Source organism: Rathayibacter sp. VKM Ac-2835 (assembly GCF_013266705.1).
In the GTDB taxonomy this organism is placed as follows: domain Bacteria; phylum Actinomycetota; class Actinomycetes; order Actinomycetales; family Microbacteriaceae; genus Rathayibacter.
This window is the reverse complement of sequence record NZ_JABSNQ010000003.1, coordinates 502,220-527,429: the sequence shown is the minus strand read 5'-3', so window position 1 is coordinate 527,429 and position 25,210 is coordinate 502,220. Positions and strand designations below refer to the sequence as shown.

Sequence of the window (25,210 nt, the reverse complement as noted above, 5' to 3'; positions counted from 1 at the left end):
CAGGTCCGCCACCCTGATCGTTCTTCTTCCGGAAGCGGGCCCGTGGAGTACACCAAGCCGTGGCTGTCGATCGACGAGCAAGTTGGAAGGCTCGTCGAGCGAGGCCTTGCGGTCGCCGATCGGCGCGACGCCGCCGAACTTCTCCAGGAGGTCGGGTACTACCGGCTGACCGGATATCTGCACCCGTTCCGCGAGTCGACGGCCTTCCACGACGAGCACGGTCGAAGCCGCGTTCGCGTGCTCGACCGGTATGAGGCGGGGACACGACTGGCTCAGGCCGAAGGCTTGATCGACTTCGACCGGAAGCTGCGCCTCCTCGTCCTCGAAGGAGTCGAACGCATCGAGGTCGCTCTCCGCACGCAGCTGGGCCACTCGATCGGAGAATGCTCCGCCTTCGCTCATGAGGACCGGGCCGTCTTCGTGTCGTCCTTCACAGAGCCGCGCTTCGACGGTGGCGGCGAGCGGCTCCCGAGCCGACATGAGGCCTGGCTCCAGCGAGCAGAGGACCGACGCAACAGCTCCGACGAGGCGTTCGTGAGGCACTTCCGCGCGACGTTCGACGGTCGGATGCCCATCTGGGCCCTCACCGAGATTCTCGAGCTGGGCCAGGTGTCACGGCTCTACGGCGGGCTGCGGAACGACATCGCTACGGAGATCGCTGTCCGATGGGGCGTTCCGACCAAGCGATTGCTGCAGAGCTGGATCGCCAGCGTCAACTACGTCCGCAACATCGCCGCTCACCACGCACGACTGTTCAACAGGAAGCTCGTCGTCGCTCCGAAACGCCCCTCGCCGGCCGACGTTTCCCTGCTCGCCCATCTCACTCAGAAGGACGCCCCGAAGGAGTTCGGCACCTACAGCACGCTGGCTGTGATGGCCTGCCTTCTCGAGGAGGTGCATCCCGGACGGGATTGGGCGTTGCGGGCTGCGGAGCTCCTCCGCGCCTTTCCCGCGACGGGCCGCGTGACTGTGGAGTCCGTCGGAGTGCGAGAGGCCTGGCTCGACGAGGACCTCTGGAGGAAGGAGGACCCGTCGGTCAGCCGGTGACGCGGGCGATCAGGTCCTGGAGGAAGGGGATGACGTCGCCGGCCTGGTCGACGCTCGCGAAGGCGGTGGCGAGCAGCGGCCAGAGCGAGCCGACGAGGGTCGCTACGACGGCGGCGACCGCGGCGACCCAGGCGAGGGCGGCGTTGCGGGAGACGAACGCCAGCGCGAGGAACGCCAGGGCGATCAGGTAGCTGATCACGATCGAGAGGGTGATCGTGCCGACCGGGACGTCGAGGACGCCCGCGGTCGTCGCGTCGGCCGCGCCGATCAGGCCGAGCACCGGCAGCAGCACGCCGACGACGATCAGGACGCTGACGACGACGCCCGTCGCGAGGGCGGCCCAGGCCGCGCGCGGCTTCCGGCGCGAGCCGTAGGAGCGGGTGCGCACGGGCTACTCCGACCCGCGGCGCTCGGCGGCGGCCGCAGACGCGTCGGCAGCAGTGACGTCGGCGTCCACCGGCTCGACCTCGACGCGGACGACGAACTCGGCGGCGGGAGCATCGGCGGTGACGACGACCGTCTCGACGGAGTCGTGCTCGGAGTCGTCAGCGCGCTCGACGACGGGAGCGTCGGTCACGGGCGCAGCCGGCCGGGTCGCGACCTCGTCGGACAGCGAGTCCGCGGCGGCGTCCGACGCGGCGGCGCGGTCGGCGGCCTCGTCGAGGCGGTCCGAGGCGTCGTCGAGCGCGTCGGCGGTCCGCTCGCGGGCGGTGTCGAGCGCTGCCGCGCCCTTCTCGCGGGCGGAGTCGAGGGCGGCGCCGCTCTTCTCGCGGGCGGAGTCGAGCGCGTCGCCGGCCTTCTCGACCAGCGAGGGGCCGTCCTCGCGCTCCGAGTCCGGCACCTCGATCGGGTCGAAGGGGCCGTGCACGTCGGTGACGTTGACATTGACGACGACGTGCTCGCGGGTCAGCTGCGCGGCGGCCTTGCCGACCTGCTCGCGGACGGCGTCGATGACCTCCTGGACGGGGCGCGGGTACTCCGACACCAGGTCGAGGTCGAGGACGAGGGCTCCGTCGACGCGGGCGATGCTCACGCCGGGGCTCGTGGTGGTGCCCAGGATGGCGCGGGTCGCGCGGTCGAGGGTGCGGGCGGCGGCGCCGCCGAGGTGATGGACGCCGGTGACACCGGCGGTGGTCTCCGCGGCGGCGGTCGCGAGCAGGCGCTCGATCGACTCGTCCTCCGGGTGCGCGCCGTCGATGGCGCGGAGGTCGTTCGTTCCGACGGGGTCGGTCATGGGGTGCTCCTCGGTGGTCTTCCGGCCCTCCCGAGCGGGAGGGCCGGATCGTACGGTGCCAGTGCAGCGCGGCACTGGCGGCGCGGCACGGGGGCGCCGCTACTGCACGCGGGCGCTGCCGCTCATCCTGGTGCGCAGTCCGCTGACGATCTGGATCACCACGGGGGTCTCCTCGCCGAGGACCGCGTCCCAGCTCTTCACGGCCTCGTCGATCGCGCGGCGCGTCCGCATCGGCGAGACGCCGCGGCGGGTGTGCGCGGTGAGGCGCAGGACGGTGCGGTGCTTGACCTCGAACGCGGTGACGTCGAGCGCGACGATCGAGGGATCGTGCGACAGCGCCTCCTCGAGGACCTGCTCGGCGACCTTCGCGTCGATGGTGAAGGAGCCGCCGGTCGGCGTGCCCGAGCCGGAGCCCGAGCCGACGCGCAGCAGGGTCGACGTGCGTCCCCGGCCCTGGCGCACGATGAAGCGCACCAGCAGGAGGATCAGCACGAGCGCGACCACGGCCGTGACCCAGAGGATCCACGGCTGCCCGCCGGAGAGGGCGTCGCTGGTGGGCTGCGTCGCGTCTTCCGCGCCGGTCGAGACCGTCTGCTGGATGTCGGGGAACAGCGCTCCCGCTGCGACGGCACCGCCGGCGAGCAGGAGCACGAGGCCCACGACGAACAGGAGGAGGCGGTTGAGGAACCGGTTGGTGGTGGTCATCGGACCGTCCCCTTCTCGGACAGGCGCACGCGGGCCGTGAGCGTCGGGCTGATGTCGTAGCCGGCGAGCTCGGCGTCGACCGCCGCGCGGATGCTGTCGACGTCGAGGCTGCGCCCGGAGGTGCGGCCGACGGTGACGCCGGCGGTGCGTCCGCCGATCGACACCGACACCTGGTCGGGGTCGACGTCGCCGGCGTAGGCGGCGGTGCGGGCGAGGCTCTGCGCGATCACGCGGTCGTCGATGACGGCCGCCGTGCGATCGGCGCCGGCGCGGCGGCGGCCGCGACGACCCGGGGAGAAGGACACGACGATCAGGACGAGCCCGATCAGCGCGGCGACCGCTCCGCCGGCCACGATCAGCGCGACGGGAGCGCTCGCGGCGCCGAGCACCGCGGCCGCTCCGTCCTGCGGGGCGACGAGCAGCGCGGGCTGCCCGAGGGCGGCGAGCACCGCCTCCGTGCCCAGCCACGCGAAGACGAGGACGAGCAGGACCGCCAGGAGGATCGCCGAGGTGGAGCGGGACGAGGTGATCTCGCGCCGGACGAGCCGTCGATAGGTAGCGGACACCGACGGTGAACCCGTGGAGCGGGTCCCTGAGGCTGCGGGGGTCGTCACGAGACTCTCCTTCGCTCGCGCAGGTCGGCCCCGGTGATCCGGAGGTCGACGCGCCCGATGGTGGACCCGGTCAGCTCGAGGCAGCGGGTGCGGATGGTGGACTGGGCCGTGCTGAGACGGCTCAGGAGGGTGCCGGACGACCGGCGGTCCGTCTCGCCGAGCGGACGGATGCGCAGGGGGGCCTGCGCGGTGACGTGCAGCTTCCCTCCGTCGTCGTCCAGCTCGACCGAGACGTCCGACGCGTCGACGTCGAGCGCCTCCGCGGTGACGGCCGACACGACCCTGCGCACGGCGCGCGAGGTGATCGTCGTGCGGCCGTGGCGGGCCTGGTCGGCCATCACCGCCGCGGTCACGAGGACCGCCGCCCGCGGAGGGTGTCGGCGAGCGAGCTCAGGTCGAGCTTGCCCTCGACGACGCGGCCGACGCCGTAGCCGACGGCCATGGCGAGGGCGACCCAGAGGAGAGCCCAGAAGCCGAAGACCAGGCCGGTGACGGCGAGGACGGCGCCCAGGATCAGGCCGAGGCGGGACGGAGTCACTTGACGCGGCTCTCGGTGTCCTCGTCCTTGTCGTCCGAGGGGATGTAGACGTCGGCGACGGTCACGTTGACCTCGGTGACCTCCATGCCGACGACCGAGGAGATGGCCTCGGAGACGGCGGAGCGGATGCTGTCGGCCAGCTTCTGCAGCGCGACGGGGTACTCGGCGACGACGGTGATGTCGGCGGCGACCTGCTTCTCGCCGACCTCGACGGAGATGCCCTGGCCGCGGTCCTGCGCGTTGATCGCGTTGCGGATGGCGCCGATGGCGCGGGCGGCTCCGCCACCGAGGTCGTGGACGCCGGCGACCTGGCGGGCGGCGATGCCGGCGACCTTCTCGACGACGCCGTCGGCGATCGTGTTCTTGCCGGTCGAGGTCTCGGTGCCGTGCTTGGCCGTGTTCGCGACGGTGGTGGGGGTGACGGTGGTCATGGTGCTCTCCCTGTTCGAAGGTGATGCGCGACTCGGTCGCGGTGACGACGATCCGTCGCACATGAATCAGACGTGCGGGGCTGCGGGATCGTCCCGTCGGATCAGCCAGTGCGCAGGAAGCGCGGAGCGACGACGCGCTCTGCGGCCACCGCCGTCCACAGGCCCGCGGAGTTGCGCGGCAGCTGTCGGCGAGCCTCGGGGAGGAGGCGGTGGGCCGCGTGCTCAGCGGCGCAGCGTGTGGCTCGGCAGCTCCTCGAAGCGGGCCTGGTAGGCGCTGGCGAAGCGGCCGAGGTTGCCGAAGCCCCACTCGCGGGCCACGGCGGCGACGGTCGTCGAGCAGGGGTCGCCCTCGACGAGGTCGTGGCGGGCGCGGTCGAGTCGGACGTCGCGCAGGTAGACGGACGGCGAGACGCCGAGGTGGCGCTGGGTGGCCTGCTGCAGGGTGCGAGTGTGCAGGCCGGCGGCGCGGGCGGCGTCGGCCGGGGTGATCGGCTCGTGCGCGTGGTGCTGCAGGAAGTCGAGGGCGACGCGGGTGCGCGAGGCCGAGGGGCGGCGCAGGACGGCGGGAACGTCCCAGGCGCGCCACGGGAAGAGCAGCAGCAGCGCGCGGGCCAGGTTGAGCTCGGCGGTGAAGCGGACGAGCGGGGCGATCGCGGCGCTCGCGAGCGCGGACGTGGCGTCGGTCACCGCGGTGCGCCAGCGGGCGAGGACGCCCGGGTCGGCGTCGGCCTCGTGGTCGAAGGAGACGGGCTGGCGCGGGCCGGAGTGCGACTCGGTCGCGACGTCCTCGAGGAAGCCGGGCGCGAAGTGCACGAGGTTCTGGCGGTGCGGCTGGTAGGCCAGGCCGAACTGGCGCTCGGCGGGCAGCAGGAACGGCGCGGACGCGGCTCCGGTGCGGGTGAAGGGCCGCAGGTTGAGCTGGCCGCCGCCGGCGCGGAACCAGCCGACGACGTACTCGCGCAGATGCGCGATCTCGCCGGTCAGCGCGCCGGCGCAGTCGGAGGTGCGGAGCGTGACCCGCTCGCTCCCGCGGTAGGCGTAGCGGAAGGAGAAGGCGTGCGCGCCGGGCTGCACCCGGAACGAGCCGCCGCCGTAGGCCTCGGCGTAGACGGCGGACGCCTCGGCGGGGTCGGCTCCGGCCGCCTCGAACCGGCGCTCGGCGCCGACGGAGGAGTCGCTCACCGGGGCGAACGGGCTGCCCATCGTGAAGGTCGAGCCGCTGGGTGCCTGGGCGGGCGCTGTCGGCGACGGGGAGGTGTGCATGGTCGGGCTTCTCTCGGGGTCTGGGAGATCAGGGGCGGACGGGGGTCGGTCTTCGCCTCGGTGCTCTACAGATACAGACGGGTCGACGGCCGGAAACGTCACGGATCCGGGCCGTGCTCGCAATCCGGCCAGCGGATTCGTCGGTGACGGAGGAGGCTGGTAGGCATTCGGAGCAGCGGCTGCCGAGAACGCGCGCAGGCGCGCAACGACGGCGGAACGGCGGGAGGTGGCGATCGTGGCGGAAGCGCTGCCCGACGAGGCCCGGCCCGACGAGGCCCGGCCCGACGACGTCCGGCCCGACGACGACCCGCTGCTCCGCGCCTCCGACGCCACGCTCGCCGCCCGGGCCGTGGACGGCGACATCGCCGCCTTCGAGCAGCTGGCCCGGCGCCACGGCGCGCTGATGCGGGTCTACGCCGCGAAGCTGCTGGGCTCCGAGGCGGAGTCGGACGACGTGGTGCAGGAGGCGTTCCTCACCGGCTGGCGCCGCCTCGGCGACCTCGACAGCCCCGCGCACATCCGGAACTGGCTGATGCGGATCGTCTCGCACAAGGCGATCGACCGGATCCGCGTCCGCCGCCGCCACGACGACATCGACGACTGGGATCCGCCCGCGCCCGCCGAGCACTCGCCCGAGCGGATCGTCGAGGCGCGGCTCCAGCTGGACGCCGTCTGGGAAGCACTGGACCGATTGCCTCCCGATCAGCGACGCTGTTGGCTGCTCCGCGAGACCGCCGGCTACAGCTACCAGGAGATCGCCGACGCTCTCGAACTCCCCGTCTCGACGGTCCGCGGCCTGCTCGCCCGAGCCCGCCGCTTCCTGCTCCACGAACTGGAGGCATGGCGATGATCGACGCAGACGACGCCCTGCCCGAGGACGGCACGCCCGAGAACGGCGCTGCCGAGACCTCCGCGCCCGGTGGCGCGGTGCCCGACGACGACCTCGACGGCCACACGCTGGAGGAGCTCGGCGAGTACCTCGACCGCGGGCGCACCCCGGTCGACCCCTCCATCGAGGGCTCGGCCGCCTGCCGCCTCGCGCTCGCGAACCTCACCCGCCTGAACGAGCTGTCCGCGAGCGCGCTGCGCCGCCGCGCCGACGCGGAGCCGGACCGCGACGAGGTCTGGATCGCCGGGCTGCTCGACGCGATCCGCTCCGAGGTGCGCTCCGGGCGCGACGTGCCGATCCGCCACCCCGACCCGACCCTGCGGCTCGCCCTGACCGAGGCGGCGGTGCGCGGGATGATCCGGCGCGCGGGCGACACGATGGGCGGCGTCATCATGGGCCGCTGCACGCTCGACGGCGACGTCGCGACCCCGGGCGCGGTGATCCGCATCGACGTCACCTTCGCGCTCGAGTTCGGGATCCCGGTCGCGACCGTCGCGGACCGCCTGCGCGAGCGGATCCGCTACGCCCTCGAGCGGCACACCGAGCTCGTCGTCGGCGCGATCGACGTCACCGTCGACGACGTGTACCCGAGCAGGGAGGACCAGCCGTGACCGACAGCACCGCGGCCGACAGCACCGGGACGGACGACAGCACTCTCGACGGCGCCGCTCACGACGACACCGCGCTCTCGCAGCGCCTCACCGCCGCGATCCGCGACACCGAGGGCGTCGCCGGGGTCTACCCGGCGCAGCCGCTGCTCGAGGCGGCCGCCGACGCGCTCGCGGTGAAGCTCGCCCTGCGGCAGCCGGACGTGCTCGTCGACATCGACCGCTCGGACGGCTTCACCACCGTCACCGCGCACATCGCGGCGACCGCGGCGCTCCCCGCCCCCGAGACCCTGCGCGCCGTCGGCGAGGGGCTCCGGCGCCTGCTCGACGCGGAGCCGTCGGTGATCGGCCCGCTCGCCGTGAACGTGAAGGTCCGGCTGATCGAGGACTCGGGGCGCGCCGCGGAGTAGCGCCGGTCAGGCGTCGATCGTGCGCTGCGCGCCGGGATCGGGGCTCGCACCCGCGTCGGCCGGCCCCCCGTCGGTCACCCTCACGTCGCTCGCCCCCACGTCGGTCGACGCGAGGCTGATCCGGCGCGGCTTCGCCTTCGCGGCGATGGGGATGCGCAGCGTCAGCACGCCCGCCGTGTAGTCGGCGTGCACGCTCTCGGTGTCGAGGGAGTCGCCGAGGACGAGCTGGCGGCTGAAGACGCCCCACTGCCGCTCGGCGGCGACGGGGTCGGCGCCCTCGGGGAGGTGGCCGGCGCGCTCGGCACGCACGGTCAGCACGTTCCGCTCGACGTCGATGTCGATCCGCTCGGGCTGGACGCCGGGCAGGTCGAGCTCGACGACGAAGTCGTCGCCCTCGCGCCAGGCGTCCAGGGGCATCACAGTCGGTCGGGCGGCCGTGCCGAAGACCTGCCGGCTGAAGCGGTCGAGGTCGCGGAACGGGTCCTGCTGCAGAAGCATCATGGTCTCCTCACTCGCTGGAAATCGGTCGCCACCGGGCCTTTCGCCGGTGACACACAAGTATTTACAACGGCGGGAGCGCTCGTGCAAGAGCGTCTCAGCGAACGCCGAGGAAGTCGCGCCAGGCGGGCTGATCGGGGTCGTGACCGGGCCAGACCTCGACCGGCCGGCCATCGACTCCGTGCTGCGCCGCGAGGTCCGCGAGCCGCTCGATCGAGCGCTGCGCGGCGTCCGCGTCCGACGGGCGGGCCGTCCAGCCGCAGGGGGTGCGCTCGTCGAGGTTGCGCTGCAGGTCGGCGGCGTCGCAGGCGAGCACGATCGAGCGGTCGGCGAGGTCGATCCGGAACGACTGGTGGCCCGGGGTGTGCCCGCGGGTGTCGAGCGCGGCGACGCCGGGGGCCAGCTCGGTGTCGCCGTCGAGGAGCAGCACCCGCACGTCGGCCTCGAGCAGGTCGGCCGGGACGACGGTCTCGCGGCGGCCGAGACCCTCGCCGAGCCACTCCCACTCCCGGCGCTGCAGGGCGACCGGGGTGCCGGCGGGAGCGAGGCGCAGCCCGCCGGTGTGATCGAGGTGCAGGTGCGAGAGGGCGACGAGGGCGAGGTCCTCCCAGCGCAGGCCGGCCGCGGCGATCCCCTCGGCGAGCGCGTCGCCGGGCGGGACGACGGCGGTGTAGCTCTCGTAGTCGTAGTGCGCGGCGCGCTGCGCCGGGTCGCGGACGCGGTCGAGGTGGAAGCCGCCGTCGATCAGGATCCAGGAGTCGCCGAGGTCGATCGCCGCGCCGGTGACCGGCTCGAGGAGGAAGCGGGCCGGGTCGCCGCCGCGGAGCGAGATCGACTCGGCGATCGGCTCATGACCGAGCACGAGCGGCACGAGGCGGTGGGGGCGATCGCCGGCGAGGGCGCCGGGCCAGTCCTCGGTGATCATGCGGTCCCCCTTCGCACTCGGATTGGATCCAATATAGTCGTAAATGAATCCACTGATCCACTCCCGCATGAGACGAGGGCTCGCATGACCGGCGCCATCCCGATCAACATCCCGATCACCACCGAGATGCTCCACTGGGGCCGGCGGCCGACGTACGAGATGGTCGAGCGGATCGTGGACGGCTACCCCTCCGACGTCTCGCGCTGGCTGATCGGCGCACACACCGGCACGCACGTCGACGCGCCGTCGCACTTCGTGCCGGGCGGCGCGACCGTCGACGAGATCGCGCTGGAGAGCGTGGTCGGGCCGGTCCGGGTGCTCGACCTGCGGCACGTCGCCGAGGAGATCACCGACGAGGACCTCGTCGCGGCCGGCGCCGAGGGGGCCGTGCGCGTGCTGTTCCGCACGCGCAACTCGACCGACGCGCTGACCCGCTCGGTGAAGTCGGAGACCTGGGTCGGCCTCGCGCCGAGCGGGGCCCGCTGGCTGGTCGAGCACGGCGTGCTCTTCGCAGGCCTGGACTACATGACGATGGAGGCGCCCGCGCACACCGAGGAGTGGCCGACCCACGTGATCCTCTGCGGCGCGGGCGTCGTGATCCTCGAGAACGCGGACCTCGCGCAGGTCGAGCCCGGCGACTACCTGATGGTCTGCCAGCCGGTGGCCTTCGAGGGCCGCGAGGCCGCCCCCGCCCCGACGGTCCTGCTCCCCCTCCCGTGAGTCACTCCCCGCGAGATGCCACTTGTGCACGCTTTTCACGGCGTGTCGCGTGCACAAGTGGCATCTCGCGGCAGGAGGCGGACTCGCGACGGGGGTCAGACTCCCGCGGGCTCGAGGGCTCCCTGCTGCTCGCGGTCGAGCTCGGTGCGGACGGAGCGCTCGCCCTCGAGCTCGCGCGGGGTGCGCGGGGCGAGGAAGCCGACCACGACGAAGGTGCCGAAGCCGATCGCGGCGGCGACGAGGGTGGCGTAGCCGTCGAAACCGGCGCCGATCAGGTCGTTCGGGACGTAGAGGATGTCGTTCGGCACGCCGTAGAGGGTCGGGGTGAGCGCCAGGAAGACCAGGCGGACGACCAGGCCGACGCCGGCCGCGGTGAGCGCGGCGACGACTCCGGGGCGCTTCCAGAACACGCCGAGCAGGAACGGCGCGGCGAGGGATGCCGGTCTGGCTGACTCGGATCGCGAGGAACGAGCCCAGGATCACGATCGGCACCATGGCGACGCGGGTCCAGCGCAGCAGCGGGTCGGGGCCGGTCCCGGAGTGGCGGCGGACCGAGAGCACGTTGCGCACGACGATCGCCGAGGTGGCGAGGATCGCGCCGGACGCCGTCGAGAACGAGGCGGCGACGACTCCGGAGAGCACCAGGATCGCGATGACCGGCGGCGCGTAGTCGTCGAGCAGCGTGAACAGCACCGGGCCGTCGGCGGCCGAGAGGCCCAGGACGGCGGTGGCGCTGAGGGCGACGATCGCGAAGATCGAGCCGATGGCCGCGGTGCCGACGGCGGCGGCGTAGCAGGCGCGGCGGGCGACCTCGGGCGACTTGGCGCCGAAGATCCGCTGCATGAAGTCGATCGCGACCAGGTCGCCGATGCCGAGGGCGACGAGGGTGGCCCAGTTGACGGGGGCGCCCATCGCCGGGTCGGTGAGCTGCTCGAAGTCGAACGGCCCCATGCCCTCGGGGATGACGATGCCGTAGGCGAGCGCGACCCAGACCAGCAGCGAGACCGCCGCGACGACCGTGATCACGGTCTGGATGGCCGCGGTGTACGCGTCGGAGAAGAGGCCGCCGGCGATCGTGTAGCTGAGCACCAGCGCGACCGAGAGGATCACGCCCCAGGCGTACGGGATGCCGGCGAAGCGCTCGAGCAGGAAGCCGCAGGCCACCAGGTTGCCGGCCAGCAGGATCGTGAAGGAGAAGACCATGATCACCGAGGCGACGACCTCGGTGGTGCGGTCGTAGCGCATCCGGAAGAAGTCGGCGAGGGTGAAGAGCTTCATCGCGTTCATCGGCTTGGCGAGGAAGAGGCCCGTGATCAGGAGGCAGATCGCCAGGCCGATCGCGAGCGAGGCGCCCGCCCAGAAGCCGAACTGCGAGGTGAGGTCGGTGTTGCCGACGGTGGCGTTCGAGTCGACCGCCGCGGCCGTGAGGCTGACGGCGACGAGCGGGATGCCGAGGCGGCGTCCGGCGACGAGGTAGTTGGCGCTGTCGCCGTCGATCTTGCGGGCGACCGCGATGCCGACGGCGAGGATCACCACGACGGTGATCCCCACTCCGAGGATGATCATGCGTGCTCCGAGCTGCTGGGTGGTGCGGCGGGGTGTTTCTATCGGTTGATAGACACGGATCCTGCCGCGCGCTCGGTCGCGGTTCTTTTCGGGCGTGGGTCGATCCTGTTAACTCCGGCGCGCGTCCCCCTCCGCGAGAACGCGAAAGTTGCGGTAGTCGGCCGCGACCACCGCAACTTTTGGATGATGGGCGGGGGCTCGGCAGGCTCGGCGGGCGGGGCGGACGCGGGGTCAGACTCGGGCGAGCAGGGCCGGGCCCGCGGCGAGCGCCTCGGCGACGGCGGGGCGCGGGAGGTCGAGGACGCGGAGGGCCGCGAGGGCGACCGCCTCGGGCGAGGTGCGCGGCTCGGCGGGCTGGCGGCGGCGCTGGAGGATGACGTTCTCGACCAGGGCGAGGACGAGGGAGGCGCCGGTCGCGGGATCGGCGGCGCCGCAGGCCGCGACGAGGGTGCGGTAGGCGGTCTCCAGCTCGGAGCGGCGGTCGCGGAACTCGGCGAAGCGCTCGTCGCCGAGCTCGGGCAGCAGGTAGAGCGCGCCGACGTTGTGCTCGCCGGCCGCGAGCAGGCGGGCGTCGGAGACGCAGAGCGCCCAGAGGCGCGCGGCCGGCGGCTCGTCGCGGGTGAGCAGCACGGCGGCGGCGTCGAGCGAGGGCTGCACCGTGCCGAGCAGCAGCTCGAGCAGCACCGCGTGCTTGCCGCCGAAGTGGTGGTAGAGCGAGGCCTGGCGGATGCCGGCCGCCGCCGCGATGGCGTGCGTGCTGGTGCCGCCGAAGCCCTCCGTGCAGAAGAGCGCCGCGCTCGCCGCGAGGATGTCCGCCCGCGTGCCCAGCCCGGTGAGCGACGCCCCGGAGGCGCGCGGCCGTCCGGGGGGTGCGCTGGCCATGCGCTCGACCGTATCAGCGCCGTCGAGCCCCGCCGACTCTCCAAAAGTTGCGGTAGTGGCGCGCGACTACCGCAACTTTTGAGGAGTGGGCCGGCAGACGAGGGGCGGGGGCGGGCGGACGAGGGGCGGGTGGGCGAGCAGGACGCGCGCGAAACACGATCGCAACGTCGGGGTCACGGGGGCGACACGGGGGCGCGGTTGACTTCCTGTCGAGCGATAGAAACCCCGGCAGCGACCGGACCAGCAGACGGAGCAGGCGCAGCATGACGACATCAGGCACCTCGACCACGGCGGGTGCGCGCGAGCACGCCCGCGCCCAGGAGGCGGCGGCCGCGAGCACGCGCCCCGCGCCGCCGGCGGACGTCTCCCCCGACGACCTGCGCTGGTCGGAGCGGATCGAGGGCGGCGGCTACGGCCACCGCGTCCTCGCCCGCGGGACGCGCCTCCGCCTGACCGACGTCACGGGCGACGCCTGCGTCTCGCTGCTGGTCTACAACGCGCTGGAGCCGCACGAGCGGCTGAACGTCGCGGACACCGTCAAGGTGCAGTGGCAGGTCTACACGGGCGCCGGCCAGCTGCTGCTCAGCGACCAGGGCCGGGTGCTCGCGAGCGCCGTCGCCGACGACTCCGGCCGCCACGACACGATCTACGGCACGACCGCGCTGGCGCGGAACGTCGAGCGCTACGGCGACGGTGCACCGCAGGGCCCGTCGCCGGCCGGGCGCGAGCTGCTGCTGCTCGGCGCCGCCAAGCACGGGCTGGGCCGGCGCGATCTGCCGCCGAGCGTCTCGTACTTCCAGGGGGTGCGGATCCGCGAGGACGGCAGCCCGGAGTGGCTCGGCAGCGCCGGGCCCGGCCGCTCGGTGACGCTGCGGCTGGAGATGCCGGCGATCGTCCTGCTGGCGAACACCGCGCATCCGCTCGACCCGCGACCGGAGTTCACGGTCGGCGCGGTCGACGTGCACGCCTGGGCGGGCGAGCCGGCGAGCGCCGACGAGCGCGACGCCACCCCGGAGGGCCGCCGCGCCTTCCTCCAGACGGACGAGTACCTGAGCGCGAGGGGCATCGCATGAGCACCACCGGCACCGACACCAGCACCGACACGACCAGCACCGGCACGAGCACCGCCGGCACCACCACCGCCTACGGCACCGAGATCCACCGCGAGACCGTCGCCGCCCGCGCCCCCTGGTCGCGCCTCCTGAAGCGCGGCGAGTTCCTGACCATCGTCGACGTCGACGGCAACCAGGCCGTCGACTTCCTCGCCTACGACGCGGAGGACCGCACCGCCTACTCCGCCGCCGCGACGCTGCAGGCGCAGGAGACGGTGTACCTCGTCACCGGCTCGGTGCTGCGCGACGCCGAGCACCGCCCGCTGCTGAGCGTCGTGGCGACCGACGTCGAGCGCCACGACACCCTCGGCGGCGCCTGCTCGAAGGAGAGCAACGCGCTCCGCTACGGCTTCCACACCACGGCGCAGCACGCCTGCGCCGAGAACTTCGTCGCCGAGCTCTCCCGGCACGGGATGGGCAAGCGCGACCAGGTCTCGAACGTGAACTGGTTCATGAACGTCCCGGTCGACCCGGACGGCGCCCTCGGAATCGTCGACGGCATCTCCTCCCCCGGCCTCAGCGTCACGCTGCGGGCCGAGCGGGACACCCTCGTCGTCGTCTCGAACTGCCCGCAGATCAACAACCCGTGCAACGGCTTCGACCCGTCGCGCGCGGAGATGATCGTGCACAGCGGGGCGGGCGCGACCGCATGACCTTCGACACCCTCCTCGTCGCCAACCGCGGCGAGATCGCGGTCCGCATCCTCCGCACCGCGAAGGCGATGGGCCTGCGCACCGTCGCGGTCTACTCCGACGCCGACCTCGGCGCCGCGCACGTCGCGCTGGCCGACGAGGCGGTGCGGCTGGGGCCGGCGCCCGCGGCGGACAGCTACCTGCGGATCGACCGGATCCTCGAGGCCGCCGCGCGGACCGGCGCCGGCGCGATCCACCCGGGCTACGGCTTCCTCAGCGAGAACGCCGAGTTCGCGCGCGCCTGTGCGGCGGCCGGGATCGTCTTCGTCGGCCCGACGCCCGAGCAGCTGGAGGTGTTCGGCGCCAAGCACACGGCGCGCGACGCCGCCGAGCGCGCGGGCGTGCCGCTGCTGGCGGGCACCGGGCTGCTCGACGACGCCGACCACGCGGCCCGCGAGGCCGACCGGATCGGCTACCCGGTGATGCTCAAGGCGACGGCGGGCGGCGGCGGCATCGGCATGCGCGCCTGCCGCGACGAGGCCGAGCTGCGCGCCGCCTGGCGCGAGGTGCGGCGCCTGGCCGAGGCCGGCTTCTCCTCCGCCGGCGTGTTCCTCGAGCGGCTGGTCGAGCGCGCCCGGCACGTCGAGGTGCAGGTCTTCGGCGACGGCGCCGGCCGCGTCGTCTCGCTCGGCGACCGCGACTGCTCGCTCCAGCGCCGCAACCAGAAGGTGGTCGAGGAGAGCCCCGCGCCGGATCTGCCGGACGCCGTGCGCGAGCGCATCGCGGAGGCGTCGCGCCGGCTCTGCGCCGAGGCCGGCTACCGCAGCGCCGGCACGGTCGAGTACATCTACGACCCGGTGCGGCAGGAGGCGGCGTTCCTCGAGGTGAACACCCGGCTCCAGGTCGAGCACCCGGTGACGGAGTCGCGCTACGGCATCGACCTCGTCGAGTGGATGCTGCGGCTCGCGCAGGGCGAGACCGCGTTCCTCGACGCGGTCCCGGAGCCGAGCGGTGCCGCCGTCGAGGCGCGCGTCTACGCGGAGAACCCGGATCTCGGCAACGCGCCGAGCTCGGGCACGATCACCGGGCTGCGCTTCCCGGACAGCACCTTCCCGGACGACGTCCGCGTCGACGGCTGGATCCGCCCCGGCAGCGAAGTCTCCACCTCCTACGACCCACTCCTCGCGAAGGTGATCGTCAGCGGCGGCACCCGCGAGGAGGCCTGGGCCGCGCTCGGCCGGGCGCTCGCCGCCACCCGCGTCGACGGCATCGCGACCAACGTCGGACTGCTGCGGGCGATCGCGGCCGAGCCGTCGGTGCTCGCGGCCGAGCACTCCACCGCGACCCTCGACGGGCTGCGCGACGCGAGTCCGCGGGTCGAGGTGCTGAAGGGCGGGATGCTGACGACCGTGCAGGACGCCACCGGGCGCCTGGGCTACTGGCCGGTCGGCGTGCCGCCGTCGGGGCCGATGGATCCGCTCTCGTTCCGGCTCGGCAACACGGCGCTCGGCAACCCCGAGGACGCACCGGGCCTCGAGATCACGATGACCGGGCCGACGCTGCGCTTCCACACGGCGACCCGCGTGGTGCTGACCGGGGCACCCGCGCCCGTCACGCTCGACGGCGCGCCGATCGCGCCGTGGGAGCCGGTCGCGGTGCCGGCCGGCGGCGTGCTCGCGATCGGCACGGCCGAGAGCGGCATGCGGATGTACCTGCTCGTCGAGGGCGGGCTCGACATCCCGCTCGTGCTCGGCTCGGCCAGCACCTTCGACCTCGGCGCGATCGGCGGGCACGCGGGGCGCGCGCTCGCCCCGGGCGACGTGCTCGGCCTGCGGACGCCGAGCACTCCGAACGCCGTGGCGGTCGTCCCGGCCGCGGAGCGCCCCGCGTTCCCGCACGCCTGGACGCTCGCCGCGCTCGAGGGCCCGCACGCCGCTCCGGAGTTCTTCACCGAGGACGACATGGCCGTCTTCTACGCGACCGACTGGGAGGTGCACTTCAACTCGGCGCGCACCGGCGTCCGCCTGCTCGGCCCGAAGCCGCACTGGGCCCGCGAGGACGGCGGCGAGGCGGGGCTGCACCCCTCGAACATCCACGACACCCCGTACGCGGTCGGCGCCGTCGACTACACCGGCGACCTGCCGATCCTGCTCGGACCCGACGGCCCGAGCCTCGGCGGCTTCACCTGCCCGGCGAGCGTCGCCACCGGGCACCTCTGGCGGCTCGGGCAGCTCCGCCCCGGCGACACGGTGCGCTTCGTGCCGGTCACCGCGGCGCAGGCGACGGAGCTGCTCGACGCTCCGCTCGACGAGCCCGCGGCCGGCCGCGCGGCTGTCGAGGACCAGGGCGTGCTGCACCGCCGGCCCGCGCACGACGGCGACCCGTCGCTCGTGCTGCGCCGCAGCGGCGACGCGAACCTGCTCGTCGAGATCGGCGAGACGATCCTCGACCTCGCCTCGCGGATGCGCGTGCACGCGATCGCCGAGACACTCGAGAACGCGGCGCTGCCCGGCGTGATCGAGCTGACCCCGGGCATCCGCTCGCTGCAGGTGCACTTCGACCCGCGGACGACCTCGACCGACGCGGTCGCCGAGGCCGTGCTCGCGGCCGAGGCGCTGCTGCCCGCGACGGCCGACCTGCGCGTGCCGAGCCGGACGGTGCATCTGCCGCTGGCGTGGGACGACCCGTCGACGCGCGAGGCGATCCGCCGCTACATGGCCGGCGTCCGCGACGACGCGCCCTGGTGCCCGTGGAACATCGAGTTCATCCGCCGGATCAACGGCCTGGACAGCGTCGACGAGGTCTACCGCACGGTGTTCGAGGCCGAGTACCTGGTGCTCGGTCTCGGCGACGTCTACCTCGGCGCACCGGTCGCGACTCCGCTCGACCCGCGGCACCGGCTGGTGACCACCAAGTACAACCCGGCGCGCACCTGGACGCCGCAGAACGCCGTCGGCATCGGCGGCGCCTACCTCTGCATCTACGGGATGGAGGGGCCGGGCGGCTACCAGTTCGTCGGCCGCACGGTGCCGATCTGGTCGACGCACCACCAGGCCGGAGCCTTCGAGACCGGCGTGCCGTGGCTGCTGCGGTTCTTCGACCGCATCCGCTGGTACCCGGTGGAGCCGGAGGAGCTGCTCGAGCTGCGCTCCGAGATGGCCGCGGGGCGGCTGCCGCTGCGGATCGAGGAGGGCGAGTTCGGGCTCGCGGAGTACCAGGAGTTCCTCGCGGAGAACGCGGAGTCGATCGCGGACTTCCGTGCGGTGCAGGCCGGGGCCTTCGGCGCCGAGCGCGCCGCCTGGGAGGCGTCGGGCGAGTTCGACCGGGTGGAGGCGGTGCCCGCGCCGCCCGCGTCCTCCGCCGTGGAGATCCCGGACGGCTGCGAGGGCGTCGAGGCGCCGTTCGTGGCGACGGTGTTCCGGATCGACGTCGCCGTGGGCGACGCGGTCGCGGCCGGGCAGACGCTGGTCGCCCTCGAGGCGATGAAGATGGAGGCGCCCGTGACGGCCCCGGCGGCGGGGCGCGTGGTCGCCGTGGTCGCCGAGGTCGGGGCGCACGTGGCCGCGGGCACGGTGCTCGTGGTGCTGGAGACGAGGGCCGAGTCGGCCGAGGAAGAGGACGCAGCATGATGGACGATCCCGTGCTTCAGGACCCCGCGGCGCACGTCGCCGAGCGCTACCGGCGGCTGGCCGCCCGGCCAGAGGCGTTCATCGCCCTGCGGCCCGAGGCGGAGGTGGCGGCCGAGCTCGCGGCCGTCGATCCGGCGCTCCCGCTCGCCGGGCTGCTGTTCGCGGTGAAGGGCAACATCGACGTCGCGGGGCTGGAGACGACCGCGGCCTGCCCGGCGTTCGCGTACGCCCCTGCCGAGGACGCGACCGTGGTGGCCCGGCTGCGTGCGGCCGGCGCGGTGGTGCTCGGCTCGGCCAACCTCGACCAGTTCGCGACCGGCCTGGTCGGCACCCGCTCCCCGTACGGCGCGGTGCGGCACGCGGTCGACCCAGCGCGCATCTCGGGCGGCTCGTCCTCCGGGTCCGCGGTCGCGGTGGCGCTCGGCGGCGCGGACTTCGCGCTCGGGACGGACACCGCGGGCTCCGGCCGGGTGCCGGCCGCGTTCCACGGGCTGGTCGGGCTCAAGCCGACCAAGGGCTGGGTCAGCGCCGCCGGGGTGGTGCCGGCCTGCCGGAGCCTGGACGTGGTGACGGTGATGGCGGAGGATCCGGCGATCGCCCGGCGCGCCCTCGACGTGATGGCGGGGCCGGACGGTCGCGACCCGCTCAGCCGCAGCGGAGTCGCCGCTCCGTTCGCCTCGACCGCGCGAATCGGCGTCCCCCGGCCCGGGCAGCTCGGCGAGCTGGCGCCCAACTGGGCCGAGGCGTTCGACGCCGAGGTCGCCCGCTGGAGCGAGGCGGGGGCGACGCTGGTCGAGCTCGACATCGAGGTGTTCCTCGAGACCGCGCGGATGCTCTACGACGGCGCGTTCGTGGCCGAGCGCTACGCGGCGGTCGGCGAGTTCGTCGACGCGCATCCGGACGAGGTGGATCCGGTCGTCGGCGGCATCGTGTCGCGGTCGCGGGAGCTGCCGGCCTGGAGGCTCTTCCAGGACCAGGAGCGGCTCGACCGCGCGCGGGTCGCCTCCGACGCCGTGTTCGAGCGGATCGACGCGCTGCTGCTGCCGACGACGACCGAGCACCCGACGCTCGCGGCCGTCGAGGCCGACCCGATCGGCGTCAACTCGCGGCTCGGGCGCTTCACCAACTTCGCGAACCTGCTCGACCTGGCGGCCGTCGCCTACCCCGCGGGAGTCGTCGACGGGCTGCCGTTCGGCGTGCAGCTGATCGGGCCCGCCTTCTCCGACCACCAGCTCGCCGATCTCGTCTGGAGCCGTTCATGAGCACCGCCGCGAACACCGTTCTTCTCGCCGTCGCCGGCGCGCACCTGCGCGACCAGCCGCTGCACCACCAGCTCGCGGATCGCGACGCGGAGTTCGTCGAGGCGACGACGACGAGCGCCGACTACCGGCTGTTCGCGCTGGCGACCGTGCCGCCCAAGCCCGGCGTCGTGCGCGTCGCCGAGGGCGGCGCGGCGCTCGAGGTGGAGGTGTACCGGCTGACCGAGGCGGCGTTCGGCTCGTTCGTCGCGGCGCTCCCGCAGCCGATGGCCATCGGCTCGGTGTCGCTCGCCGACGGCTCGCTCGTCAGCGGCTTCCTCGTCGAGCCGATCGCCCTCGCCGGCGCGGACGACATCACCGCCTTCGGCGGCTGGCGCGCCCACCTCGCCCGCTGACCGGCGCCGGATCTCGATACGCCCTCTGCGAGGGCTACTCGATCAGCAGGAACGCGCGCATCGGCACGCAGCGGCTAGATCGTCGGGAGGAGGATCTCGCGGACGAGGGCGTCGAGGCGGGCGTCGGCGTCGAGGAACTGGCGGAGGGTGCGGCGGGTGGCGCCGAACGAGCCGAACTCGTCGACGGTCATGCCGTCCTCGAGGTAGGCGCGGCGGAACTCGGGGAGCTCCAGCAGCGCGGCGAGGATCTCGGCGGGGACCGGGACGTCGATCTGCGCCGGGTCGACCTCGATGCGGTTCTCGTGGATCAGCAGCTGCCACTCGAACGGCGGCGAGACGACGAGGTCGCCGCCCACCAGCTCCGACCACTGCAGGTGGTTGCGGAAGGCGGCCGAGAGGATGCGAGAGCGGTAGCCGCGCTCGCGGAAGATCCGGTACGCCTCCTTGAGCGCCGCGACGCCCGCCCAGTCGAGGTGGCCGGGCTGCACGAGGCGGCGGTCGGCCGCGACCGACGCCTTGATCCAGTCGTCGAGCCGCCCGCCCATGATGGTGACGACGGAGCCGAACTCGTGGTCCGGCAGCCCCTCGGCCGCGCGGCGGTCGAAGCCGCGCTCGATCGCCTCGGCGACGGCCACGGCCTGGGCGACCGTGAACGACACGGTCGCGTTGATGCTGACGCCGCGGTAGGTCGCCTCCTCGATCGCGCGGATGCCGATCGCGGTGGCGGGGATCTTCACGATGATGTTCTCGGCCAGCTCCGAGAAGTGCACGGCCTGGGCGACGAGCGCGTCGGCGTCGCGGTGCAGGCGCGGGTCGGTCTGCACCGAGAGCCGCCCGTCGCGCCCGCCGCTCGCGCGGAACGCGGGGAGCAGGAGCTCGGCCGCCTCGATCGACATCTGCTCGATGGCCAGCCAGCCGAGCTCGCTCTCGCCCGCGGTGGGGTGCTGCTCGGCGAGCGCCGCGATCCGCGGACCCCAGACGTCGAGGTGCTTCTCGATCGTGGTGAGCGCGATGACCGGGTTGCAGGTCGCGCCGACCGCGCCGAAGGCGATCGACCGGCCGAGCTCCTCGAGGTCCGCGGAGTCGTTCCAGAGGCTGGTCGCCGTCGCAGCGCCGGCCCGCAGCGGCTCGTACGGGGCGGTCGCCGCGTCGGCGGTCACGGTGTCGGCGGTGACGGTGGCGCTCATGGTCTTCTCCAGAGGATCGGGCGCGACGGCGCCGGTGGCGGATGTGCTCATCCTAGACGTTTTCTGTGCAAATGTCCTGACATTAGCCGGTCGCTCTCGGTCGTCGCGCTCAGCCGAGCAGCGGCTTCTGCGCCGCCCGCTGCTCCATGTACTCCGCGTACGCGCGCTGCGTGCTCGGCAGCTCCGACACCTCGGCGACGGGCACGTCCCACCAGCCCTCGCCGCTCGGCGCGTAGAGCAGCGGGTCGCTGTTGATGTGGATCAGCGTCGTGCGGTCCGACGCCTTCGCGGCGGCCATCGCGGCGCGCAGGTCCTCGATCGAGGACCCGCCCGGTGCCACCTCGATCACGTCGACGCCGTAGCTGCGCGCGTTCGCGGCGAGATCGAGCGGGATCTCGCGGTCGTCGAGCCCGCGGTACTTCGTGCCGTAGCGGCCGGAGCCGACCGTCTCGGAGAGGTGCCCGATCGAGGCGTAGCCGTGGTTCTGGATCAGCACCACGATGATCTTCAGCCCCTCGGCCACCGCGGTGACGAGCTCGGTGTGCAGCATCAGGTAGGAGCCGTCGCCGACCATCACGACGACGTCGCGGTCCGAGCCCGACGCCTCCGCCCCGCGCTTGACGCCCAGGCCGCCGGCGATCTCGTAGCCCATGCAGGAGAAGGCGTACTCGACGTGGTACCCGAGGCTGTCGCGCACCCGCCACAGCTTGTGCAGGTCGCCGGGCAGCGAGCCGGCCGCCTGCACGACGACGTCCTCGGGCGCGGTCGAGGACTGCACGGCGCCGATGATCTCGGCCTGGCCGGGCAGCGCGAGGCCGGAGGGGGCGAACGCGGCGTCGACCGTCGCGTCCCACTCCGCCTTCTCGCGGCGGATCCGCTCCGCGAGCTCCTCGGACACGTGGAACCGGCTCAGCTGCTCGCGGAGCGCCTCCAGCGCCTCGCGGGCGTCGGCGACGACGGGCAGCTGCGAGCCGTGCTTGTAGGCGTCGAAGGCGGCGATGTTGACGTTCACGAACACGACGTCCTCGTTCTGGAAGACGGTGCGGCTCGCGGTGGTGAAGTCGCTGTAGCGGGTGCCGATGCCGATGACGACGTCCGCGTCGGCCGCGAGGCGGTTCGCCGCGGTGGAGCCGGTGGCGCCGATGCCGCCGAGGTACTGCGGGTGGTCCCAGGCGAGGGCGCCGCCGCCGGCCTGGGTGGTGGCGACGGGGACGCCGGTGGCCTCGGCGAGCGCGCGCAGGGCCTCCTCCGCGCCGGAGTAGATCACGCCGCCGCCCGCGACGACGATCGGATTCCGCGCGCCGGCGATCGCGGCGACGGCGCGCTCGAGCGCACCGCGCTCCGGGACCGGGCGGCGCAGGTGCCACTCGCGCTCCTGGAGGAAGGCGACCGGGACGTCGAGCACCTCGGCCTGGACGTCCTCGGGCAGGGCGATGGTGACCGCGCCGGTCTCGGCCGGGTCGGTCAGCACGCGCAGCGCGGCGAGGGCGATCGAGTAGAGCTGCTCGGGTCGCTGCACGCGGTCGAAGAAGCGCGAGAGCGGCCGGAACGCGTCGTTCACGGTGATGCCGATGTCGTGCGGCAGCTCGAGCTGCTGCAGGACCGGATCGGCGACGCGGGTCGCGAAGGTGTCGCTCGGGAGCAGCAGCGCCGGGAGCCGGTTGGCGGTCGCGAGGGCGGCGCCGGTGAGCATGTTGGCCGCGCCCGGGCCGACGGAGGCGGCGCTGGCGTAGGTGCCGAGCCGGCGGTGCATCCGCGCGTAGCCGACGGCCTGGTGCACCATCGCCTGCTCGTTGCGCGCCTGGTGGTACGGCATCAGGGTCGGATCGAGGGCGTTCGACTGCGCGAGCGCCTGGCCGATGCCGGCGACGTTGCCGTGCCCGAAGATGCCGAACATCCCCGGGATCGTGCGCTCGCGGTGGTCGCCGTCCACGGTCCACTGCCGGGCGAGGAACTCGACGAGCGCCTGGCTCACGGTCATCCGCTGGGTCTTGTCGGCCATCAGTGCTGTCCTCCGGTGGTGCTGGTCGTGCTGTCGGTCGTGTCGGGTGTGTCGCTCGTGTACGGGAGTCGGGGGTCGATGTCCTGGTCGTCCCAGGTGCTGCGGATCCAGCCGTGCGCCGGGTGGTCGCTGATCAGCCAGGCGCGCTCCTCGCCCGGGCCCGCCATCACGTTGAGGTAGTAGAGGTCGTAGCCCGGCGCCGCGACGGCGGGGCCGTGATAGCCGAACGGGACGAGCGCGATGTCGCCGGTGCGCACGGTCGCGTCGATCGCGATCTCGCCGGCGGGCGAGGAGGAGGTGCTGAACATCCCGAACGGCTCGGCGCTCGCGGGCGCTGCGACCCCGCGGCTGACGGCGGTCTCGAAGTAGTAGATCTCCTCGAGCCGCGACTCGTGGCCGGGGACGTCCTCGTCGTGCTTGTGCGCGGGGTAGCTCGACCAGTTCTCGGCCGGAGTGATCACCTCGCAGACGATGAAGCGGTCGGCCTCGAGCGCGGCCGGGGTGCCGAAGTTGTGCACCTGCCGGCTGGAGCGGCCGGCGCCGCGGAGCTCGACGGGGACCTCGGCGCGCGGGACGTAGCGGCTCGGGTGCGCGGTCGCGGCGGGCGCCTCCGCGATCGCGACGCGGCCCTCCCCCGACACCGTCGCGGAGGACAGCGTCGAGAGGTAGAGCACGTCGCTCGGGCCGTCGAAGACCGAGGCCCGGCCCGCGAGGACGGTGGTCTCGGCCGGGCCGGTCGCCCCGTGGCGGACCGTGAAGGAGCCGGAGAGCGGGACGACGAGGCGCTCGACGCCCGCCGCGGGGAGCGCGAGCTCGTCGCCGGGGGCGAGGTCCGCGACGCGGAGGCCCGTGTGCCGCCAGCCGGGCAGGCCGGCGTCGACGACGGACTCCCAGCCGTCGCGGGCGAGCGCGCCCCTTGGGAACAGCCACTCGTTCTGCGTGGTCATCTCAGGCCTTCCGTGTCTCGGTGCGGGGGTGCTGGCGGGGCGGGTCTCGATACGCCGCTGCGCGGCTACTCGACCAGCATGAAAGGGCCCCATGCTGATCGAGTAGGACGCGGAGCGGCCGTATCGAGATCCACCCTCCCGGTGAAGGGCCTCAGTTCTGAGGGAAGCCCAGGTTGATGCCGCCGTGCGACGGGTCGAGCCAGCGCGACGTGATCGCCTTCTGCTGCGTGAAGAACCGCACGCCCTCCGCGCCGTGGGCCTTCGTGTCGCCGAAGAGCGAGGACTTCCAGCCGCCGAACGAGAACGTCGCCACCGGCACGGGGATCGGCACGTTGATGCCGATCATCCCGACCTCGACCTCGTTCTGGAAGCGCCGCGCGGCTCCGCCGTCGTTCGTGAAGATCGCCGTGCCGTTGCCGAAGGCGCCGTTGTTGATCAGCTCGACGCCCTCCTCGTAGGAGGCGACGCGGACGATCGAGAGCACCGGTCCGAAGATCTCCTCCGTGTAGGCGCGCGAGGTGGTCGGCACCTTGTCGAGCAGGGTGGGTCCCAGCCAGAAGCCGTTCTCGTCGCCGTCGACCTCGATCCCGCGGCCGTCGATGACGACCTCGGCGCCGTCCTGCTCGGCGATGCCGATGTAGGAGGCGACCTTGTCGCGGTGCGCCTCGGTCACCAGCGGGCCCATGTCGCAGCCGCGACGGCCGTCGCCGATGCGCAGCTGCGACGCGCGCTCCTGGATCTTGCCGATCAGCTCGTCCGCGACGGGCTCGACGGCGACGACGACCGAGATCGCCATGCAGCGCTCGCCGGCCGAGCCGAAGCCCGCGTTGATCGCCGAGTCGGCGACCAGGTCGAGGTCCGCATCCGGCAGCACCAGCATGTGGTTCTTCGCCCCGCCGAGGGCCTGCACGCGCTTGCCGTGCTTCGTCCCGGTCTCGTAGACGTACTGCGCGATCGGAGTCGAGCCCACGAACGAGATCGAGCGGACATCCGGCGAGGTCAGCAGCCCGTCGACGGCCTGCTTGTCGCCGTTCAGCACGGTGAAGACGCCGTCGGGCAGCCCGGCCTCCTTCCACAGCTTCGCCAGCCAGATCGCCGCGGTCGGGTCCTTCTCGGACGGCTTGAGGATCACGGTGTTGCCGGCCGCGATCGCGATCGGGAAGAACCACATCGGCACCATCGCGGGGAAGTTGAACGGCGAGATGATCCCGACCACGCCCAGCGGCTGCTTCGTCGAGTACACGTCGACGCCGGTCGAGACCTGCTCCGAGTACTCGCCCTTCAGGTGGTGCGCGAGGCCGGTCGCGAACTCCACGACCTCCTGGCCGCGGGTGATCTCGCCGAGTGCGTCGGAGATCACCTTGCCGTGCTCCGAGGTGATGATCTCGGCCAGCTCGCCCTTCTTCGCCTCCAGCAGCTCGCGGAAGGAGAAGAGGATCTGCTGCCGCTTGGCCAGCGAGAGGTCGCGCCAGGCCGGGAACGCGGCCTTGGCCGAGGCGATCGCCGCGGCGATCTCGGCCTCGTCGGCCAGCGCGACCTCCTTGGTCGCGACGCCCAAGGCGGGGTCGTAGACCGGTGCGGTGCGGCCCGAGGTCGACGGCGACTCGCGCCCGTCGATCCAGTGCGGGACGACGGCGAGCTGGTGCAGCGGGGTGGTTCCGATGGTCTCGGACATGGTTCCTGTCTCTGTTCGTGGGAGAGGGGGTTCGTGGGAGAG

At 73.3% G+C, this 25,210-nt stretch carries 26 protein-coding genes and 1 pseudogene; 10 read left to right on the top strand and 17 right to left on the bottom strand.

Features of this window, described 5'->3' with window-relative positions; all coding sequences use genetic code 11:
• Positions 1 to 42: 42 nt before the first annotated feature.
• Positions 43 to 1,047 (top strand): Abi family protein, encoded by a 1,005-nt coding sequence (locus HRK28_RS16205; protein ID WP_173252349.1) that lies wholly within the window; start codon positions 43 to 45, stop codon positions 1,045 to 1,047.
• On the opposite strand, the gene HRK28_RS16200 is transcribed toward HRK28_RS16205, so the two are convergent.
• The 8 genes from HRK28_RS16200 to HRK28_RS16165 form a co-directional block, all read right to left on the bottom strand.
• Positions 1,037 to 1,435 (bottom strand): hypothetical protein, encoded by a 399-nt coding sequence (locus tag HRK28_RS16200; protein ID WP_173252348.1) that lies wholly within the window; start codon positions 1,433 to 1,435, stop codon positions 1,037 to 1,039. The two genes, HRK28_RS16205 and HRK28_RS16200, sit on opposite strands and share 11 nt — an antisense overlap.
• A 3-nt stretch (positions 1,436 to 1,438) precedes the next feature.
• Positions 1,439 to 2,281, bottom strand: coding sequence for an Asp23/Gls24 family envelope stress response protein (locus HRK28_RS16195; protein ID WP_173252347.1), 843 nt, complete (start codon positions 2,279 to 2,281; stop codon positions 1,439 to 1,441).
• A 99-nt stretch (positions 2,282 to 2,380) separates the two neighbouring features.
• Complete coding sequence (locus tag HRK28_RS16190; protein WP_173252346.1) at positions 2,381 to 2,986, bottom strand: hypothetical protein; 606 nt, start codon at positions 2,984 to 2,986, stop codon at positions 2,381 to 2,383.
• Positions 2,983 to 3,600, bottom strand: a complete 618-nt coding sequence (locus HRK28_RS16185; protein ID WP_367948450.1) for a hypothetical protein — start codon at positions 3,598 to 3,600, stop codon at positions 2,983 to 2,985. Before HRK28_RS16185 ends, HRK28_RS16190 begins: the two co-directional genes overlap by 4 nt.
• Entirely contained in the window at positions 3,597 to 3,953 is a 357-nt protein-coding gene (locus HRK28_RS16180; protein WP_244231740.1) for a hypothetical protein, read from the bottom strand. Before HRK28_RS16180 ends, HRK28_RS16185 begins: the two co-directional genes overlap by 4 nt.
• Positions 3,950 to 4,138, bottom strand: a complete 189-nt coding sequence (locus tag HRK28_RS16175) for a DUF2273 domain-containing protein (RefSeq protein ID WP_160086580.1) — start codon at positions 4,136 to 4,138, stop codon at positions 3,950 to 3,952. The genes HRK28_RS16180 and HRK28_RS16175 overlap by 4 nt, the downstream gene beginning before the upstream one ends.
• Positions 4,135 to 4,569, bottom strand: coding sequence for an Asp23/Gls24 family envelope stress response protein (locus tag HRK28_RS16170; RefSeq protein WP_160086578.1), 435 nt, complete (start codon positions 4,567 to 4,569; stop codon positions 4,135 to 4,137). The genes HRK28_RS16175 and HRK28_RS16170 overlap by 4 nt, the downstream gene beginning before the upstream one ends.
• Before the next feature lie 222 nt (positions 4,570 to 4,791).
• Positions 4,792 to 5,832: a helix-turn-helix domain-containing protein gene (locus HRK28_RS16165; RefSeq protein ID WP_173252345.1), complete on the bottom strand. Its 1,041-nt coding sequence runs from the start codon at positions 5,830 to 5,832 to the stop codon at positions 4,792 to 4,794.
• A 235-nt stretch (positions 5,833 to 6,067) separates the two neighbouring features.
• Between HRK28_RS16165 and HRK28_RS16160 the strand changes: the two genes are divergently transcribed.
• From HRK28_RS16160 to HRK28_RS16150, 3 genes are read left to right on the top strand one after another with little or no spacing between them, the layout of a single operon-like run.
• Complete coding sequence (locus HRK28_RS16160; protein ID WP_367948449.1) at positions 6,068 to 6,682, top strand: RNA polymerase sigma factor; 615 nt, start codon at positions 6,068 to 6,070, stop codon at positions 6,680 to 6,682.
• A complete protein-coding gene (locus HRK28_RS16155; protein ID WP_173252344.1) occupies positions 6,679 to 7,332 on the top strand; it encodes an Asp23/Gls24 family envelope stress response protein in 654 nt (217 codons plus the stop codon). Before HRK28_RS16160 ends, HRK28_RS16155 begins: the two co-directional genes overlap by 4 nt.
• Positions 7,329 to 7,739: a hypothetical protein gene (locus tag HRK28_RS16150; RefSeq protein ID WP_173252343.1), complete on the top strand. Its 411-nt coding sequence runs from the start codon at positions 7,329 to 7,331 to the stop codon at positions 7,737 to 7,739. Before HRK28_RS16155 ends, HRK28_RS16150 begins: the two co-directional genes overlap by 4 nt.
• A 6-nt stretch (positions 7,740 to 7,745) precedes the next feature.
• Here the strand turns inward: HRK28_RS16150 and HRK28_RS16145 are convergent, their stop codons facing one another.
• Together HRK28_RS16145 and HRK28_RS20250 are read right to left on the bottom strand one after the other, a co-directional pair.
• Positions 7,746 to 8,237 carry an Hsp20/alpha crystallin family protein gene (locus tag HRK28_RS16145; RefSeq protein ID WP_173252412.1) on the bottom strand — a complete coding sequence of 164 codons (492 nt, stop codon included), beginning with the start codon at positions 8,235 to 8,237 and terminating at the stop codon, positions 7,746 to 7,748.
• A gap of 97 nt (positions 8,238 to 8,334) precedes the next feature.
• Positions 8,335 to 9,162, bottom strand: a complete 828-nt coding sequence (locus tag HRK28_RS20250) for an N-acyl homoserine lactonase family protein (RefSeq protein ID WP_160086569.1) — start codon at positions 9,160 to 9,162, stop codon at positions 8,335 to 8,337.
• A gap of 84 nt (positions 9,163 to 9,246) precedes the next feature.
• On the opposite strand from HRK28_RS20250, the gene HRK28_RS20245 reads away from it, so the two are divergent.
• A complete protein-coding gene (locus HRK28_RS20245; protein ID WP_254304942.1) occupies positions 9,247 to 9,882 on the top strand; it encodes a cyclase family protein in 636 nt (211 codons plus the stop codon).
• Between the two features lie 95 nt (positions 9,883 to 9,977).
• Here HRK28_RS20245 and HRK28_RS20240 read toward each other — a convergent pair whose 3' ends face one another.
• The 3 genes and pseudogenes from HRK28_RS20240 to HRK28_RS16135 all read right to left on the bottom strand — a co-directional run bounded on the left by HRK28_RS20240 (position 9,978) and on the right by HRK28_RS16135 (position 12,330).
• Positions 9,978 to 10,292, bottom strand: a complete 315-nt coding sequence (locus tag HRK28_RS20240) for a hypothetical protein (RefSeq protein ID WP_254304941.1) — start codon at positions 10,290 to 10,292, stop codon at positions 9,978 to 9,980.
• An 85-nt stretch (positions 10,293 to 10,377) separates the two neighbouring features.
• A pseudogene (locus tag HRK28_RS20895) lies at positions 10,378 to 11,448 on the bottom strand (hypothetical protein); the annotation flags it as partial.
• Between the two features lie 231 nt (positions 11,449 to 11,679).
• Positions 11,680 to 12,330 (bottom strand): TetR/AcrR family transcriptional regulator, encoded by a 651-nt coding sequence (locus tag HRK28_RS16135; RefSeq protein ID WP_173252341.1) that lies wholly within the window; start codon positions 12,328 to 12,330, stop codon positions 11,680 to 11,682.
• Between the two features lie 263 nt (positions 12,331 to 12,593).
• Between HRK28_RS16135 and HRK28_RS16130 the strand changes: the two genes are divergently transcribed.
• The 5 genes from HRK28_RS16130 to HRK28_RS19810 are packed head-to-tail and all read left to right on the top strand — an operon-like array spanning position 12,594 to position 19,357.
• Positions 12,594 to 13,403, top strand: a complete 810-nt coding sequence (locus tag HRK28_RS16130) for an urea amidolyase associated protein UAAP1 (protein WP_173252340.1) — start codon at positions 12,594 to 12,596, stop codon at positions 13,401 to 13,403.
• Complete coding sequence (locus HRK28_RS16125) at positions 13,400 to 14,095, top strand: urea amidolyase associated protein UAAP2 (protein WP_173252339.1); 696 nt, start codon at positions 13,400 to 13,402, stop codon at positions 14,093 to 14,095. Before HRK28_RS16130 ends, HRK28_RS16125 begins: the two co-directional genes overlap by 4 nt.
• Entirely contained in the window at positions 14,092 to 17,703 is a 3,612-nt protein-coding gene (uca, locus tag HRK28_RS16120; RefSeq protein ID WP_173252338.1) for an urea carboxylase, read from the top strand. Before HRK28_RS16125 ends, uca begins: the two co-directional genes overlap by 4 nt.
• A complete protein-coding gene (atzF, locus tag HRK28_RS16115) occupies positions 17,700 to 18,965 on the top strand; it encodes an allophanate hydrolase (protein WP_217274811.1) in 1,266 nt (421 codons plus the stop codon). Before uca ends, atzF begins: the two co-directional genes overlap by 4 nt.
• Complete coding sequence (locus tag HRK28_RS19810; protein ID WP_217274810.1) at positions 18,962 to 19,357, top strand: hypothetical protein; 396 nt, start codon at positions 18,962 to 18,964, stop codon at positions 19,355 to 19,357. The genes atzF and HRK28_RS19810 overlap by 4 nt, the downstream gene beginning before the upstream one ends.
• 74 nt (positions 19,358 to 19,431) lie before the next feature.
• On the opposite strand, the gene HRK28_RS16110 is transcribed toward HRK28_RS19810, so the two are convergent.
• The 4 genes from HRK28_RS16110 to HRK28_RS16095 form a co-directional block, all read right to left on the bottom strand.
• Positions 19,432 to 20,595 (bottom strand): transaldolase family protein, encoded by a 1,164-nt coding sequence (locus HRK28_RS16110; protein WP_254304938.1) that lies wholly within the window; start codon positions 20,593 to 20,595, stop codon positions 19,432 to 19,434.
• A gap of 58 nt (positions 20,596 to 20,653) precedes the next feature.
• Complete coding sequence (gene iolD / locus HRK28_RS16105) at positions 20,654 to 22,546, bottom strand: 3D-(3,5/4)-trihydroxycyclohexane-1,2-dione acylhydrolase (decyclizing) (protein ID WP_173252337.1); 1,893 nt, start codon at positions 22,544 to 22,546, stop codon at positions 20,654 to 20,656.
• Complete coding sequence (gene iolB / locus HRK28_RS16100; RefSeq protein ID WP_173252336.1) at positions 22,546 to 23,493, bottom strand: 5-deoxy-glucuronate isomerase; 948 nt, start codon at positions 23,491 to 23,493, stop codon at positions 22,546 to 22,548. The genes iolD and iolB overlap by 1 nt, the downstream gene beginning before the upstream one ends.
• Before the next feature lie 151 nt (positions 23,494 to 23,644).
• Positions 23,645 to 25,168, bottom strand: coding sequence for a CoA-acylating methylmalonate-semialdehyde dehydrogenase (locus HRK28_RS16095; RefSeq protein ID WP_173252335.1), 1,524 nt, complete (start codon positions 25,166 to 25,168; stop codon positions 23,645 to 23,647).
• Between the last annotated feature and the right edge of the window lie 42 nt (positions 25,169 to 25,210).

Excerpts from the sequence above, each read along its gene's own strand:
- HRK28_RS16125 (WP_173252339.1), top strand. The coding sequence starts at position 13,400 with ATGAGCACCACCGGCACCGACACCAGCACCGACACGACCAGCACCGGC.
- HRK28_RS16170 (WP_160086578.1), bottom strand. The coding sequence starts at position 4,569 with ATGACCACCGTCACCCCCACCACCGTCGCGAACACGGCCAAGCACGGC.
- HRK28_RS16165 (WP_173252345.1), bottom strand. The coding sequence starts at position 5,832 with ATGCACACCTCCCCGTCGCCGACAGCGCCCGCCCAGGCACCCAGCGGC.
- atzF (WP_217274811.1), top strand. The coding sequence starts at position 17,700 with ATGATGGACGATCCCGTGCTTCAGGACCCCGCGGCGCACGTCGCCGAG.
- HRK28_RS16155 (WP_173252344.1), top strand. The coding sequence starts at position 6,679 with ATGATCGACGCAGACGACGCCCTGCCCGAGGACGGCACGCCCGAGAAC.
- iolD (WP_173252337.1), bottom strand. The coding sequence starts at position 22,546 with ATGGCCGACAAGACCCAGCGGATGACCGTGAGCCAGGCGCTCGTCGAG.
- HRK28_RS19810 (WP_217274810.1), top strand. The coding sequence starts at position 18,962 with ATGAGCACCGCCGCGAACACCGTTCTTCTCGCCGTCGCCGGCGCGCAC.
- HRK28_RS16195 (WP_173252347.1), bottom strand. The coding sequence starts at position 2,281 with ATGACCGACCCCGTCGGAACGAACGACCTCCGCGCCATCGACGGCGCG.
- HRK28_RS16190 (WP_173252346.1), bottom strand. The coding sequence starts at position 2,986 with ATGACCACCACCAACCGGTTCCTCAACCGCCTCCTCCTGTTCGTCGTG.
- iolB (WP_173252336.1), bottom strand. The coding sequence starts at position 23,493 with ATGACCACGCAGAACGAGTGGCTGTTCCCAAGGGGCGCGCTCGCCCGC.
- HRK28_RS16135 (WP_173252341.1), bottom strand. The coding sequence starts at position 12,330 with ATGGCCAGCGCACCCCCCGGACGGCCGCGCGCCTCCGGGGCGTCGCTC.
- HRK28_RS20250 (WP_160086569.1), bottom strand. The coding sequence starts at position 9,162 with ATGATCACCGAGGACTGGCCCGGCGCCCTCGCCGGCGATCGCCCCCAC.
- HRK28_RS16145 (WP_173252412.1), bottom strand. The coding sequence starts at position 8,237 with ATGCTTCTGCAGCAGGACCCGTTCCGCGACCTCGACCGCTTCAGCCGG.
- HRK28_RS20245 (WP_254304942.1), top strand. The coding sequence starts at position 9,247 with ATGACCGGCGCCATCCCGATCAACATCCCGATCACCACCGAGATGCTC.
- HRK28_RS16110 (WP_254304938.1), bottom strand. The coding sequence starts at position 20,595 with ATGAGCACATCCGCCACCGGCGCCGTCGCGCCCGATCCTCTGGAGAAG.
- HRK28_RS16095 (WP_173252335.1), bottom strand. The coding sequence starts at position 25,168 with ATGTCCGAGACCATCGGAACCACCCCGCTGCACCAGCTCGCCGTCGTC.
- HRK28_RS16130 (WP_173252340.1), top strand. The coding sequence starts at position 12,594 with ATGACGACATCAGGCACCTCGACCACGGCGGGTGCGCGCGAGCACGCC.
- uca (WP_173252338.1), top strand. The coding sequence starts at position 14,092 with ATGACCTTCGACACCCTCCTCGTCGCCAACCGCGGCGAGATCGCGGTC.